We start from the raw sequence: 15,903 nt of genomic DNA on the forward strand, positions 1-15,903 counted from the left end.
CGCTCTCAGATGCCTCAGCCTCGGCGCAGCCAGCCAAGGCGTTGTGGTCGCTGCCAGGCGTTTCACTGACACAGGACTTTATTGGCTCGCATGATGGAACCCACGTCTCAGCACCGCGGCTTAGCGGTGGATGGCCAATCATCGCGCGCCTTGCTGTTGTCGACGAGTCACTGCCAGGACACGAGCGATCATCTCGCCCTGGGGCTGCGCCACAGAGTAGAGCGGCCCGGCAGGTTAGGGGTGCCCAACCAATGACGCTGCTCAGGACTCGCCAGTTCCTGCTGCTACAGGGCCCCTGCTCACCGTTCTTCACACAGCTCAGTCGTGAACTGCTGGAACGTGGGCACGGCGTGCATCTGATAGACCTGTGCGGCGGTGACCTGGTCTACCGCTGGCGGCTGGGCAGTCGTCGGTTTCGCGGCGGGATAACGGACTTCACGTCACAGATTGCCACCTGGATGAGCCAATGGCGGATCACCGACCTTGTGGTGTTTGGTGATCAGCGCCCTCACCATCGAGCAGCGATCCAGGCTGCCCGGCAGCTTGCACTTCGCGTCCAGGTGTTTGAAGAAGGCTACCTTAGACCCCACTGGATCACCTTGGAGCCGGATGGCGTCAACGGCTGCTCCCGGCTCCCCAAGGACCCAGACTGGTTTGTGGAAGCCGCTGCCAGGCTCGGCCCACCGCCCCCTGCACAACACAGCCTCAGTCCCTTCAGGGTGCGTGCCACCCATGACGTCCTCTACCACCTGGCAGGGCTCTCCAATCCACTGCTGTTTCCCGGCTACCGCGGCCACGCTCCCGTCAGCGCACCGCGCGAATACGCCGGCTATCTACGGCAATTGACGCGCAAGCGTCTTGGCCGCGCCAGCGAAGCTCGTCGCCTGAGGGAGTTTCTTGGCCATCCTGGGCCTTACTTTGTGTTGCTGCTGCAGCTGGACAGCGATGCGCAGATTCGCTGTCACTCAGACTATCCCGACATGGTCAGGGTACTGCGCGAGGTACTGCTTTCCTTTGCTCAGTTTGCTCCTCCCGACGCTCGCTTACTGGTCAAGAATCATCCTCTCGATCCGGGGTTGAGTGGCCTTCGTCGGCATACCCAGAGCATGGCAAGGGAGTGGCAGATCGATCATCGCCTGCTGTTCATCGAGGGCGGCGACCTCAATCACCTGCTGCCTGCCGCCCAGGGAGCCATTACCGTCAACAGCACCTCGGGCTTTGTGGCGCTGGAAAACCACTGCCCTCTACTTTCCCTCGGGAATGCCATCTACAACCTGCCGGGCCTGACGCTATCTCGACGTCGGGTACCAGCAGACTTCTGGCATGCACCGCCCCGCCCAGACGGCAAGCTATTCCAGGCACTGAAAACAACATTGCTCCATACCGTTCAGCTCAACGGCAGTTTCTACTGCCGCCCAGGCATCGCACTGGCGGTCCACCACAGCACCCGTCGCCTGTGTACCGAACGCTCTCGACTAGAGGAGTTGCTGTCATGCGTGCCATGCGCTGCGTAGGCCTTGGGTCAGCCGCCGGGAACCGAGGGTTCGGCCAGGATGTCCTGTCATGATGACCTCCGGGCTGGATACACAGATAGCGAGAACAGCACTGTGCCTGGGGCTGCTTGGTCTTCCCCTCGGCACGCTGCTCAGCCTCGCCCTCGAGGCTTCCGATGAACGCGCGCCATGGCGCCAACGCCCTGCGTCCGCCTGGCTGGTCCACATGGGCTCATGGGGTCTTGTCTATTTGCTCTGGCTGGCCTTGGTACAGCGCGGCATGCTGGCCATGGTTATCACCCTTACCCTGCAGTGGGTCGTGCATCGCAGCCACCAGGCCAAATGGCAGAGCCTGAAGGAACCCTTCCTGCTGCAGGATTTCGAGTACTTCCTGGACGCGGTGCGTCATCCGCGACTGTATTTGCCCTTCTTCGGCATCACGCTGGCCATATCAGCGACCCTGGCAGGCCTCTTGGCCATCGCGGCGTTCTGGTGGCTGGAGCCCAGCCTGGTGTCCATGCTTGGCCCTCAGCAGAGCGTGCTGTGGTGGCTTTTCCTGGCCCTGGCGCCGTCAGCAGCTCTGGCGCTGGGCCTGACGCGTTTGCCAGGGGCCAGCCTGGATCCTGTTGCCCATCACCGCAGACTGGGGCTATGGGCAGGCTTCTGGGCCTTCGCGCGCTATCCAGACACACCGATCGATGTCTCTCGCGCCCCCATCTCATTGCGCCAACCTCGACGGATGCACTTCAACCAGCCATCGATCCCGCTGTCTCAGCACACGCCCCCCTTCAGGCCCTCGGTGGACAACCTGCCTCACCTGGTCATCGTCCAGGGGGAGTCGCTGTTCGACCCTCGTCCCTGGTATTCGCGGGTGCCTGCTGAGGTGCTCTCCCACTGGGACCACCTTTGCGCCAGCGCCTTGGCCCATGGGCGCCTTAGCGTGCCCGCCTGGGGCGCCAATACCGTGCGCAGCGAGACCGCCTTTCTCTGTGGGCTGAGCGCTGACGCCCTCGGCATGCATCGCTTCAATCCTTACCACCAGCTGGCTCGCCAACAGGTCCCCAGCCTGGCCAGCGCCTGCTCCCAACTCGGCTACCGGACCCTGGTGCTTCACCCCTATCCGGCCAGCTTCTATCAGCGGGACAAGGTGATGCCGAGGCTAGGCTTTGATGTCTTTGAAGATCTCGACAGCTTCCGGCACGAGCGTCGCGACGGCCCCTACGTGGCCGATGCAGTACTGGCTGAGCGTGTCGAACGGGCGCTCCAGGATCCAGATCCCCGGCCATTGATGGTGTTGGTGATCACCATGGAAAGTCATGGGCCCTTTCTGCTCGAACCTATGCCATCGCCGCTACGTTGGCTGACTCCAGACGCCCGGCGTCCGGACAAGGTAAGTCACGAGCTGGACATCTATCTGCACCATCTGGCGAACATCGACACCATGATCGGCCACCTCGCCGAGGCACTGACAGGCCAGTCGCGCCCGGGACTGCTCTGTGCCTACGGTGATCACGTGCCTATCTTGAGCGCCAGCTATGACTGGCTCGGCGATCCAGATGGCAAAACACCCTTTCTGCTATGGAGCCCCCAGGGCGCCAGTATTGACCCACAGCCACCGGTGACGGAGCTCACCGAGCTGGCCGATGGCGTGCTGGATGCCGCCTCGGCCCTGGCATATCAAGATGCCGAACGACGATCGCCCGCATCGCCGCACTTCTCGCACGGCATTTCTCCCAACGTGTCTGGCCGCGTACGTCGGCAGAAGGAGTCGCCATGACCCGGCGTGTCGCCATTATCGGAAACGCAGTCCGCTTTCCACAACAGCCCGGCGAGTCTCTATGGCAGAGCCTGCTGGCCGGGCGAGACCTGGTCACGCAGGTGCATCCCTCGCGCTGGGATGCTCGTCGTTTCTATCATCCGCAGCGAGGCTCGCTGGGGACCAGCGTCAGCATGGCCGCCGGGTCGCTCGGGGACATCAGCGGCTTTGATGCCGACTTCTTCGGCATTTCCCCCAGAGAGGCTGCCACCATGGACCCGCAGCAGCGTGTGCTGCTGGAATTGACCTGGGAAGCCCTCGAGCATGCCGCTATTCCGGTATCGACACTGAGAGGAACGCGCTGCGGGGTTTACGTGGGGATTTCCAGCCCCGACTTCGCCTATCGGCACGCCGGTGACCTGGCGTCACTGGACAGCCTGTCCGCTACCGGCAATACCTTCAGCATCGCCGCCAATCGGCTGTCTTACCTGCTGGACGTCACGGGCCCCAGCATGGCCATCGACACCGCCTGTTCGTCATCACTGGTGGCGTTTCACCAGGCGTGCCAGGCCATTCGCAGCGGTGAGTGCGACACCGCCTTGGCCGGCGGAGTCTGTCTGCATCTCCATCCCTTCGGTTTCATCGCCTTCTCGCGTGCGGGCATGCTGTCCCCACGCGGCCGTTGCCGCGTCTTCAGTGACGAGGCGGACGGCTATGCGCGCGCGGAAGGCGCCGGGGTCGTCGTGCTCAAGGCGCTCGACCGGGCGCTGGCCGACGGCGATTCGATCCTGGCAGAGGTGGCGGCGACCGGCGTCAATACCGATGGCCACAAGAGCGCACTTACGGTGCCGAGCGCCGACGCCCAGTCGCGTCTGTTGACCGAGGTCTATGCACGCGCCGGAATCGCGCCGGCCCAGCTCGACTACCTGGAAGCGCATGGCACCGGAACACCGGTGGGCGACCCCATCGAGGTGTCCGCCATCGGTGAAGCACTCGGCAGGCATCGCTCAATGCCCCTGCCTATCGGCTCGATCAAGAGCAACATCGGTCATGCCGAGACCGCCGCGGGCATGGCCGGGCTCTACAAGGCCCTGGGCTGCCTGAGCGCCCGTCGGGTTCCGGCCACGATCGGCATTGAACGCTTGAATCCTGCCTTGCGCCTGGATGACCACAATCTGGAGGTCGTTCGTCATACCCGAACGCTGGCTGCCAGTGGCCCGCTGACCATCGGCATCAACAGCTTCGGCTTTGGCGGCGCCAACGCCCACGTCGTGCTGACCTCACCACCGCGCCAGACAGCGCCTACCCAGGTTACCGTGGCAACCCATCCAGTGCCCAACGCACAGCGCTGGCCGCTGGTACTGTCCGCCCATGACGAGCCGGCCCTGGCGGCGCGGGCCGCTCAGCTTGCCGACCACCTTGAGCACCATCAACCAGCGCTGGAGGCGCTAGCCTGGACCCTCACCCAGCATCGTGAACGGCTAAGCCACCAGGCCATCGCGTTGGCCAGTGATCACGAGCAGGCCATGAGGGCGCTGCGCCAGCTGGCGGCTACGCCAGCATCAGGGGGCGACGACTCCTCCGATGCAGCGCACAGCGCTGCCGGCCAGCCGCCAGTGGTGTGGCGGCAGCCGCGTCTCGCGGCCCCCCGCGGGCCCGTCTTTGTCTACACTGGCAACGGCTGCCAATGGCTAGGCATGGGGCGAGAGCTTTTTACCAGCAGTGGCGTCTTCCGGGACGCCATCGCCAAGGTCAGTGACTGCTTTGCACCCCGCGGTGGGTTTTCGCTGTTCACCTTGCTGGCGGAAGGCGTCGATGCTGAGCTGCTGAACGACACCCTGGTGGCACAGCCGGCTCTCTTTGCGCTACAGGTTGGCGTGACCGAATGGCTGCGTGCGGCGGGCATAGTACCGACGGCGGTGACCGGCCACAGCGTAGGCGAAGTGGCCGCGGCCTGGGCCTGTGGTGCCCTGTCACTCAGCGATGCGGTAGAGGTGGTATTCCAGCGCAGTCGCCTGCAGAGTCTGCTTCGCTACCGGGGCGGCATGACGGCCATCGCCTGTCAGTTGGACGATATAGCGCCCTGGTTGGAACAGCCTCGCTTTGCTGCCCTTGATCTGGCGGGGGACAATAGCCACGGCAATATCACCCTGGCAGGACCACTGGCAGCGCTGACGGAGCTGGAACATGAGCTTGCCGCCGCCGGTATTCGTCATCTTCGCCTGCCGCTGGACTATCCGTTTCACAGTGCCTTACTGGACGAACTGGAACCCTCGCTGCGGGATGCACTGGGGGACCTGGCCCCTACCCCACCCCAGTTGCCGATGATCTCGAGTGTCAGCGGAACGCTGATCGACGCTCCGCTGGATGCTGGCTACTGGTGGCGTAATCTGCGCGCCCCGGTAAGGTTTCGCGAGGTCCTCGATGTTCTAGTGGAGCGCGGCGACTCGGTGCTGCTGGAAGTTGGTGGGCATCCGCTGTTGAAACGCTATATCGAGGCCCAGTACCGGCTGCATGGTCAACCGGTCCTGCATGTCACTACCCTGGCGCGCACCAAAGATGCCTCGGCGACGCTCGAAGAAGCCTCCGCTAGGCTGTGGCTCAGTGGCGTGCAGGGCAGCTTCGCCGCCTGGTTTGATCGACGCCATGCCCCCGTGGAGCTGCCACCCTACCCCTGGCAACGTCGCCACCACTGGCCCCGTCCAAGCGGCTGGGGCGACCACTCGCTGATCGCTCGAGAAGAGCATGTGCTGCTGGGCTACCGCCCGGATCCTACGCTGGCCGTGTGGCATCAACGCCTGAGCACTGCCACGCTGCCATCGCTTGCAGACCACTGCGTCGGTGGCACGCCGGTACTCGCTGCCGCGGCTCAGGTCGAGATGGTGCTGGCCGCCGCTGCCGCACTCGAGGATTCCGCCTGTCTCGAGATCAACGACCTGGAGATCCTCGCACCGCTGGTACTGGAGGACCCATTGGGACGTCTGACCCGGCTGGAAGTGGATGCCCAGCGTCGTGTCAGCCTGCAGACCCGAGGACTCGACGAGGCAGATCGGTGGACGCCACAACTGACGGCACGCCTGGCACCAAGCTGCCTGGGGCGCACGCTGCAGGAGCCAACTCCCGAGCTACCCGACTCCCCTTCCCAGCTTAGCGGCGAGCAGCATACCGAGCTCACCCAGACCATGGGACTGGACTACCACGGTGACTATCGCTGCCTCGAGCATATCTGGTGTCAAGGTGAGGAGGCCGTGGCCACGCTGGCCATGGTAGAGGACGACACCAACTGGGAGTTGCCTCCCGGTCTACTCGACGGCGCCCTGCAGCTGTGTCTTCCCTTGCTGGGAGAACCCCAGAAACGTGGCTATCTACCCGTGCGACTGTCGCGACTTCAGTTTCGTCGCGGCTCAGGCCAGCCGACACTGGCCAGAGCCGTCATACGTCGGCGCTCCCCCCATTCGTTCACCGCCGACCTATGGCTCTACAACGCCGGTGGCTGTGTTGCCGCCCTTGAGGCGGTGCGTTTTGCCGCCACGCCCTTGCCACGAGGAGTCTCTTCTAACGACACAGGCAGTGTGGAACGACTGACGTCGACCCTGGTCCCCGCGCCACTCTCGCCGCATCCGATCGGTCAGCACGGCAGCCGTCTAGCCGCTCAGCTCGAGGAGCTGATCAACGGCCCCCACGGACTTGTGCTGGAGGAACTCAGCGTGCTGCTGAATCACCTCTGCGATCGCTGGCTTGCACAGGCCGCCGGCCAGGCTGCAGCCAGCGAGCCCAGGACAGAGCAAAGCGTCGGTATCGCAGAAGACAGCGTGGCACACCGGCTCGAAGCCTTGCTCCCGACCACACGCCCCGTCTCAGGGGGTGACTCGCCAGAGCCCCTTTGTCAGGACAAAGCGCAGCTTTCGACCACCGCGGCTAGCGAAGATGGGCAACCTGCGCCCGTCGCGCTGTGGCGGCTACTGCTGGCGGAATATCCTCAGCAACTGGCGTTGCTAGGCCCGCTTGGACGCCTTGGCCAGCACCTGCCGTCGCTGCTGGCCGGGACGCACCAGGTCATCGACGACCTGACTCTGGAACAGCTCCAGCCTGCCGCGGCCAGTCTGATGGATGACGCTCTATGGGAGGTACTGCATCGGCAGGTCCGTGGGCTGGTCGACACGCTGCACCAGGAGCTTCCCTCGTCTCAGCCTGTACGCCTGGTGGAGGCGGGGATGGCGGCCCCACGCCTGGCGGAGGCACTGCTGCCGGTGCTTCAGCCTAGCCGCATCACGCTGCAGATCTGCGTCTCGGACGAGCTTTCGCGCCAGCGCGCCCAACGCCTGATCGACGCCAACAGCGCCATATCGTTGGCGACATCCACGGCCGGGCCTCCGGCTCAACTGGCTTGGGTGGTCACCACGCCCCTCGATCTCGATGCCAGCTTGAAGGCCATCGATCAGGCCAGGGCCCGTCTGGCCGAACAGGGACAGCTGATCATCCTGGTGCCCCCTCCCACCCGCTGGTGGCAAGCCCTGGGTGCACTGTACCCAACCGCTCGTCCGGCCCGACACGACGCCATATGTCGGTATCTCATCGACCATGGCTTTGACATTCTCAGCCCACCCTCACGTACGGGTGCTCATCAACCGGCGATCATTCACGCCGTACTGACAGAGCCCAACATGGCCGAGGCCGCTGCCAACTCCTCACCGGCACTCTGGCTCATCACCGATCAGCGTAGCCAGCAAGCAGCGCAGCGTCTGCTGCTGCAGCTAGGGCAAGGAGAAGGGAAAGGCGAGGAGGAAGGAGAAGAGGAAGGAGCAAGCCACGCACACTGCCTGATGCCACGTTGCCTAATGGGTAGTGAGCTGGCGGCTGAGCTTGAACATCTGACCAGTGACGAGCGCGCACGCATTCATCTCGTCGACCTGCGCGGCCTGGCCACAGGCGATCACCCAGCGCCTCTTGCGCCTGCTCCAGCCACTGGCGCTACAGCCACCAGTGCGCAGCAAGAGCCAAGCCTCCCCCTCGATACCCACCGTCGCTGTCTCGATCGGTTGGAACAGCTTAGCCAGCTCGCTCGATTGCCTGAGGTCGCAGCCATGACGCTGGTCACCTGCCAGCTGGCACCGTTGCTGAACGGCGCCACGCCAAGGTCGGCGGACGCGATGTGGTGCACGGCGGCTGATGAGATTGAGCAGGCCGCCGCCTGGGGACTGTGGCGCAGCCTGGCAAATGAACGGCCGAAGGTTCGCTGTCGCGCCGTTGATATTGTCCTGACCGATGAGGCGCTGCAGACGCTTGGCCGGGCACTTGAGCAGGACGATGGCGAAGAGGAAACCGTGATCACTGCCCAGGGAGATCGCTACGCGGTTCGCGTGCGCCGATGGCCAGAGCTCCCCCCGGCTTGCGACAGGCCAGTGTCCGCGCCTGTGACGACCGGCGCGAACGACCAGCGCCTGGCCATCAGCCATCCGGGACAGCTATCACGACTGACCTGGCAACCAGCGCTCACCAGCGGCCATGCGCCTGATGCCCTCGACGCCGATCAGGTCAGGGTCAAGGTGCTGGCCACGGGACTGAATTTCCGCGATGTCATGTATGCCCTCGGCATGCTGAGCGACGAGGCCCTGGAACAAGGGTTCTCGGGCGCAGGCCTGGGGCTTGAGTTCTCAGGTATCGTTGAAGCCGCGGGCCGCGGTGTCGAGGGACTGGCGTCGGGAGACCTCGTCATGGGGCTCGGCTCAAACGCTTTCTCCTCCCGCCTGGTCACCGGTGCTAGCGCGTTGACGCGAATTCCTCCTGGTGTCGACCCCATCGCTGCCGCCGAAGTACCCACCGCCTTTCTGACCGCGTTCTACGCGCTGGAACATCTGGCTCGGCTCTCTCCGGGCGAGCGAATACTGATCCATGGAGCCGCCGGAGGCGTCGGCCTTGCTGCTATACAGATCGCCCAGTGGAAGGGAGCAGTGGTCTTTGCGACGGTAGGCAGCCCGGCGAAGCGCGATATGCTGAGCCTGCTTGGCGTCAACCACCTGTACGATTCGCGCAACCTGCATTTCGCTGAACAGATCCTCGACGATACTCAAGGTGATGGCGTCGATGTGGTGCTCAACTCCCTGTCTGGCGAGGCGATTCACCAAAGCCTGCGGGTGCTGGCGCCGTTCGGTCGCTTCCTGGAACTCGGCAAACGCGACTTCTACCAGGATACGCCGATGGGGCTGAGACCCTTTCGCCAAAATCTGAGCTACTTCGGCATCGACTCCGACCAGCTGTTGTCCCATCGACCCGCTCTCGCCGGAAAGCTGTTGGGGCAACTGATGGAAGGCTTCCATTCGGGTGCTTTTCACGCCTTGCCATGTACCGTCTTCACTGCAGATCGCGTGGTCGATGCTTTTCGCCACATGCAGAAGGCCGCACATATCGGCAAGATCATCGTGACCGCCCCTGACACGGCCCACCAGAGCGAGCTACCGGACAGCGCTGTCGCCACCGCTCCCGCCTCTCACGTGATCAGGACAGGCGTTGAGCACAGCGACCACGAGCCGGGCTCACTGGCAGAGGATGAGGTCAGTTCTGGAGAACCTTGGCTCGATGCAGCCGGCTGCTACCTGATCACCGGAGGGCTATCGGGGCTGGGGCTGGTGACTGCCCAGCGACTGGTGGACTGCGGTGCCCGCCACCTGATGCTGTTAACTCGATCAGGCGCCAGCAGCGCCGAAGCCAAGGCGGCAGTCGATCGCTGGCATCGCCAGGGCATTACCGTGGAGACTCCCTACGTGGACCTTGCCGATGGCACAGCGCTCGCGGCGCTGATCAAGGACCCGCAACAGCAGCGCCCTCCCCTACGAGGGGTCATCCATGCGGCGGCCGCCATCGATGACGCCTTGGTGCACCATCTGGAGCGCTCCCACCTGGAGACAACGCTAGGAGCCAAGCTGCTGGGGGCACTGCATTTGGATCACCTGACCCGCGACTGCCCACTGCAGCTGTTCGTACTGTATGCCTCCGCCACCACCGTTTTCGGCAGCCCTGGGCAGTCCGCCTACGTTGCCGCCAATACGGCGCTGGAAGCCCTTGCCGTGAGACGACGTCGGGCGGGCCTGCCCGCTACCTGCCTGAGCTGGGGCATCATCGAGGACACCGGCTTTCTCGCGCGCCATCCCTCCCTTCAACAGTCACTGGCCAAGCGCATGGGAGGCAGTCAGCTGCGTGCCAGCCAGGCGCTGGACCATCTGCAACAGGCCATCAACGAGGATATCGTGGTCGGCGCGGTGATTGGCCCCGTCGATGGCTTGCCCGCCCAGCGCCGCTTTGACGACCTGCGCCAGCAGTGGCAACGAACGGATAGCTCGGAAGCGCCTCTCCCCCACATCGACCTGGCGACCCTGGACGAAAACGAGAGGGTGGAGATCGTGGAAAGCGTGGTACGTCAGCAGCTCGCCAGCATCCTGATGCTCGAGCCGGAGCGGATCGACGGCCACAAGCGTCTCTCTGAACTGGGGTTCGACTCCCTAATGGGGGTCGAGCTGGTGACGGCTATCGATCACCAGCTGGGTGTAACACTGTCTCCCATGGCCCTGGCAGACGCTGCAACGCTCAAGCGCACCGTCAACCTGATCTGCGAACAGGCGATGGGCCCATCCGACACGGTACACGACGAGCAGACCCACCTGGCCCACCGTCACGGTGCCAGCGCGGAGGCCGAGAAGGAGGGGTCATGACGCCTGACGAACGCAAGGCATTCAAGGGACAATGGCTCGATCAGGCCAGGCGGCAGGATGCGAGCCACAGCGAGCGGCCTGGCCGCCAGGATGCCCACCCAGACCTCACCGACTTCAGCACGCTGGAAGGTTACCGCCAGATCAGCATGATGCGCTCACTCGCCAGCGGGGCAGGTGTCGCCAGCCCCTTCTTCCGCTGTCATGACGCCAGAGCGGGGGCCATTAGTCAGCTACAGGGCCGCGATGTCATCAACTTTGCCAGCTATGACTACCTGGGACTGGCAGGAGACTCCAGGGTCATCGCCGCGACGCGTCACGCTATCGAACGCTATGGGACCTCCGTTTCCGCCAGTCGCATCGTGGCCGGCGAACGGCCGTTCCACCAAAAACTGGAGAGCGCGCTGGCCCAGCACTATCAGAGCGACGATGCCCTGGTCTTCGTCAGTGGCCACGCGACTAATGTGTCCACCATTGCCATGTTGGTCGGGCCACGCGATCTCATCGTTCACGATAGCCTGATCCATAACAGCGTGCTCGTCGGCGCCAAGCTATCCGGGGCCACGCGCATGAGCTTTCCTCACAATGATCCCGACGCCCTGGATCAGCTGCTTCGACGCCACCGCCAACGTTTCGAGCGGGTACTGGTGGTGATCGAAGGGCTCTACGGGATGGATGGTGATACGCCGGACCTAACCCGATTCATTGCCGTCAAGCGTCACCATCAGTGCTGGCTCATGGTGGATGAAGCGCACTCACTAGGGGTGTTGGGAGCGACCGGAAAAGGGCTGTACCAGCATTGCGACGTACCTGCCGCCGAGGTCGATATCTGGATGGGCACGCTCAGCAAGGCACTGGCATCGAGCGGTGGTTACATTGCCGGCTGCCAACCGCTGATTGACACCCTGCGCTATCTGGCGCCAGGATTCCTTTACAGTGTTGGCCTGGCGCCACAGCTCGGGGCCCCAGCGATTCGCGCGCTTGAGCTTCTTGAGCAGGAGCCGTGGCGCGTCATCGCCCTGCAGCACAACGCTCAGCGTCTACTGGCAGGTTGCAGAGCGCTAGGACTGGAGACAGGACATTGCCAAGGCCATGCCATCATTCCAGTTATTCTGGGAGATTCGGCCAAGGCTACCCAGCTCTCTCACCGACTGCTGGAGGCTGGCATCAATGTCCAGCCAATTCTCTATCCCGCCGTGCCAGAGCGAAGCGCTCGCCTGCGCTTCTTCGTCAGTAGCGAACATACACACGAGCAGATCGACGTCACCCTGCAAACGCTGGGTGGATTGATGGCGACATCGTCATGAAATGGTAGTGATTGAAGGATCCTGACCTTTGTCCCAGCAACGGAAAACCAAAATGATCCAACAAAGAAGCCACCCAAGCCTGTGAGCAGCAACAGCGTGAATGGGGAACCATCAACGTAGGGAGAAGCAGTAGAGGAGAGAGAAGAAAGGGGGAGAAAGCGAGGGGAGGGAAAAAGAGAGAAGAGAGAAGAGAGAAGAGAGAAGAGAGATTGAAGTGAGCTTCCTAGGCTTTGTCCGAAAAGTCGACGAGCGAAGGTTAGACAAGGCAAAAATTGGTGAGAAAGCGCAGTTTACGAGGTGTAAATGAGCATTTTGACCGGGCTGGCGTACCAGCCGATTTTTAACGCCGTATCACCAAGCGCAGGCACTTTTCGTACAAGCCCTAGTCAGGCAAGCCTTGAGTATTGCAAACACTTTCCTAGCATTGTCGCTCGCGCCAAAAGGCTTCGTGCCTCGCCGGGTTACCTATATCCGCGGCCTTTTCCAAGGCACGCCTAGCCATGACCTGCATCTGTTCAGGGGACGTCAGCAACCGCTCCAGGGCTTCCTGCCAGGCGAGACCATCATCATCTACCAGCACACCATCCACGCCATCATCGACGATCTCTTGATATGGCGAACGGCGGCTGTAGACACCGACCCCTCCCATGCGAGCAATCTCGAGAAACTTGAGGTGTGACTTGGCGCTGTTAAAGGCTGATGGCCACAGCGGAGCAAGCCCTACGTGCAGGCGCGTCTGGCCGAGCCGTCGCCGATAGGCATGCCATCCCATGGGGGCAAGGATCATGACCTGCTTATGGTCGCGCAGCGGTTCAGGGGTAAATGCCCCCATCGCCACCTCCAGCGAGGCGCTGTCAAACGACGACAAGACATTGACGAGGGCTGGGCTGATCTTTGCAAGGTCCTCTCGGTGGGCTCGGGTACCGTGATATCCCAGCCGCCACTGCCCGTCACCCGGCAGCGGAGTCGCCGCGCCAGGCAATGAGCCTAGAGCCGGCGTCAACACCGTCACCGTCCCGTGGTGGCTACTGAGACGACGGGCCAACCGTTCACTTGCCACCACGACTTCATCAGCCAGGGCCAATAGCCGTGGCACGCAATAGCGGGACAGCAAGGCCATACGCTCGCGATAGGGCGGCGGTAGGCTGGCATCCTCCGCGGCTGCCCCGATGTCATCGTCCAGCAGATAATGCAGACTCGCCAAAAGGCCACGCTGCGACTCGAGCAGCTCAAGCCAGGGGCGAGGCAGACTTCTGCAGACAATGACCTGTGCCCCGGACAACAGGCGCCCGAGCCAAGGCCAACATAGTCTGGGGGTCACCCATCGTCGAGTATTCAATCGAGTCACGTTGGCGCCGGCCTTGCGCAACCCGGGCGCCGCCGTCGCCATAAAGTAGATATCCTCAGTGGGCAGCGCACCATCGCTAAGCAATAGCCATCTTGCTCGGGCGGCGCTCAGGCTTCCCGTTGCATGGCGCCGCCCGACTGCGCCTTTCAGATCATCAGCTTTCACACGCTGGGTTCCCCCCCAGAAAAGCTCCAGCAGGAAATGCCACGACAGCCAACGTGCCCAGTGTCTCGCCTGACATCGCCCAGCGCCCCGATACGGCCACTATCAGCGTAAAGAGAAGTCTTCATGAACCAGGGTCAGGTTGGGGTTATAGGCGGGGTCATGATCGAGCTGCTCTTTCCAGGTGCTGCGCATATACAGCACCTCACCACTGGCTCTGGCCCGCTTGCTGGCGTTGTCATCGGCACCACGAGACTCAGACTCGTGGTGGTACAGCTCGGCATACGGCGTCCATACATTGCGATAACCGGCAGCGCGGACTCGCAAACAAAAGTCGACATCATTGAAGGCGATAGGCAAGTGGCGCTCATCCAGTCCGCCTACCTGATCAAACAGCGACTTTCGAACGAGCAGGCAGGCCCCCGTCACCGCAGAATAGTTCTGAGCCAGCATCAACCGCGAAAAGTAACCGTTAGCGTGACGACTGAAATACTTGTGGGCATGCCCAGCCACTCCCCCTATGCCAAGTACAACGCCCGCATGCTGGATCGTGTCGTTGGGATAGTAGAGCTTGGCACCGACACAGCCGATATCTGGCCTCACCGCGTGACGTACCATCTCATCTAGCCAATCTTCGTTGATCGGCTCGATATCGTTATTGAGTAGACCGAGCAACTCGCCCCGAGCATGGCGGGCGCCAAAGTTATTGATTCCCGAATAATTGAACGGGTGGTTCCACGCCACTACTCTGACACGCTTATCCGCCTCAGCGACGGTTTTGAGGTATGCCAGCGTTTCTGGACAGCGAGTGTCATTATCGAGAATCAGCAGTTCGAAGTGCGGATAACGGGTGCGCGAGAGAATCGCTTCAACGCAGGGCGCCAACAGATCGATACGATCCTTGGTGGGAACCAGCAGGCTGACCAATGGTAGAGGGTCAGGCAACGGCCAGCGAACTCGGTAGGTATGGGGCAACGGCCCTGGTTCTACCTCAGCCCCGCTGCGGGCCTGTTGCAAATGGTCTGCCACGGCGCGCAGTCCGGCATCGAAGGCGTACTGCTTGGCGTCGCTGCACAAGGCCGTAGAGCCGGGAGAAGCACGCCAGTGATAAAGCACGCGTGGGATATGGACGACGCGATCAGGATCCGCCGCAGCACACACCCTCAACGCAAGATCATGATCCTGGCTACCCTCGAAGCCAGGGCGGAAGCCCCCAAGTTGACGTACCAGTTCGATATCAAACACACACAAGTGAGCGATGTAGTTCTGTGCCAACAGCAGGTCTGGGTTATATCCTGGTTTGAAGTGTGGTTCGCAGCGATAGCCACGGGAGTCGATCTTGTCTTCATCGCTATACATGAGCAGTGGCGCGGGAAACAGGCTGGTAGCCTCAAGCACATAGCTCAAGGCGCACGGCGATAGCATGTCATCATGGTCTAACAAGGCGATGTACTGCCCCTTGGCCATGGATAGCGCCTTGTTGCTGGCTGCGCATACGTGCCCATGCTGCTCGAGGCGTGCGAGCTCGATTCTGTTGTCCCTTGCAGCAAACTCTTCAAGCAGGGCAATCACCTGAGGGTCCTGGGAAGCATCATCTACCAGGCACAGCTGCCAATGGGGGCTGTCCTGCCCCAGTACCGATTCAAGGCATTGACGCAGATGAGCCGGCACGGGGTCGTGGACGGGAACCAGAATCGACACCTGCGGTGTCGTAGGGTGACAGACTCTATGGGCGTCGGCTGCCTGGGCCGCACCAGGCACGTCCCGAGCGGAGAACCTGGGGCCGGCCTGTGAACGGACCAACCGCGACTCCCCCTGAACATCCATACGCCCAAACGATCTCTTGTGCTCCAGCATCACCCGCTGTCGACTGCGACTGTCATCGCGAGATCGCGCCCCCCCCGCCTTCCTTTTCGACTGACGGGTTCTTGAACGATCACGTGCGCGGGAGCCACGGAGCCCCTCGGTACCGGCGCGAATTTCCCCAAAATCGGCCTGTCGGCTGGTCGTCCGCCAATTCTGGCGATAGATGACCTCTCCAGCCTTTACCGCCTCACGCGCTGGCAGTGGAGGATGGGCATCTTGCTGCCTGACCGTCTCTTCATCCCGTCTTTCCGCCCGTCCATCTACCCTT

Annotated in this window: 6 protein-coding genes; 4 read left to right on the forward strand and 2 right to left on the reverse strand. The window is 62.7% G+C overall.

The features are described 5' to 3' along the window. Positions 1-251: 251 nt before the first annotated feature. The 4 genes from KUW18_RS04360 to KUW18_RS04375 are packed head-to-tail and all read left to right on the forward strand — an operon-like array spanning position 252 to position 12,259. A complete protein-coding gene (locus tag KUW18_RS04360) occupies positions 252-1,514 on the forward strand; it encodes a capsule biosynthesis protein (RefSeq protein ID WP_222560883.1) in 1,263 nt (420 codons plus the stop codon). 49 nt (positions 1,515-1,563) lie between these two features. After that, positions 1,564-3,270, forward strand: coding sequence for an LTA synthase family protein (locus KUW18_RS04365; RefSeq protein WP_222560884.1), 1,707 nt, complete (start codon positions 1,564-1,566; stop codon positions 3,268-3,270). After that, complete coding sequence (locus KUW18_RS04370) at positions 3,267-10,955, forward strand: type I polyketide synthase (protein ID WP_222560885.1); 7,689 nt, start codon at positions 3,267-3,269, stop codon at positions 10,953-10,955. Before KUW18_RS04365 ends, KUW18_RS04370 begins: the two co-directional genes overlap by 4 nt. After that, a complete protein-coding gene (locus KUW18_RS04375) occupies positions 10,952-12,259 on the forward strand; it encodes an aminotransferase class I/II-fold pyridoxal phosphate-dependent enzyme (protein ID WP_222560886.1) in 1,308 nt (435 codons plus the stop codon). Before KUW18_RS04370 ends, KUW18_RS04375 begins: the two co-directional genes overlap by 4 nt. Positions 12,260-12,677: 418 nt before the next feature. Here KUW18_RS04375 and KUW18_RS19855 read toward each other — a convergent pair whose 3' ends face one another. Together KUW18_RS19855 and KUW18_RS04385 are read right to left on the reverse strand one after the other, a co-directional pair. Further along, positions 12,678-13,772, reverse strand: coding sequence for a glycosyltransferase (locus KUW18_RS19855; protein ID WP_222560887.1), 1,095 nt, complete (start codon positions 13,770-13,772; stop codon positions 12,678-12,680). A 102-nt stretch (positions 13,773-13,874) separates the two neighbouring features. After that, positions 13,875-15,470: a glycosyltransferase family 2 protein gene (locus KUW18_RS04385; protein ID WP_206943706.1), complete on the reverse strand. Its 1,596-nt coding sequence runs from the start codon at positions 15,468-15,470 to the stop codon at positions 13,875-13,877. Positions 15,471-15,903 lie beyond the last annotated feature (433 nt).

The organism is Halomonas sp. DP5Y7-2, from assembly GCF_019802025.1.
Taxonomy (GTDB): Bacteria; Pseudomonadota; Gammaproteobacteria; order Pseudomonadales; family Halomonadaceae; genus Halomonas; species Halomonas litopenaei_A.

Excerpts from the sequence above, each read along its gene's own strand:
- KUW18_RS04375 (WP_222560886.1), top strand. The coding sequence starts at position 10,952 with ATGACGCCTGACGAACGCAAGGCATTCAAGGGACAATGGCTCGATCAG.
- KUW18_RS04365 (WP_222560884.1), top strand. The coding sequence starts at position 1,564 with ATGATGACCTCCGGGCTGGATACACAGATAGCGAGAACAGCACTGTGC.
- KUW18_RS04360 (WP_222560883.1), top strand. The coding sequence starts at position 252 with ATGACGCTGCTCAGGACTCGCCAGTTCCTGCTGCTACAGGGCCCCTGC.
- KUW18_RS04370 (WP_222560885.1), top strand. The coding sequence starts at position 3,267 with ATGACCCGGCGTGTCGCCATTATCGGAAACGCAGTCCGCTTTCCACAA.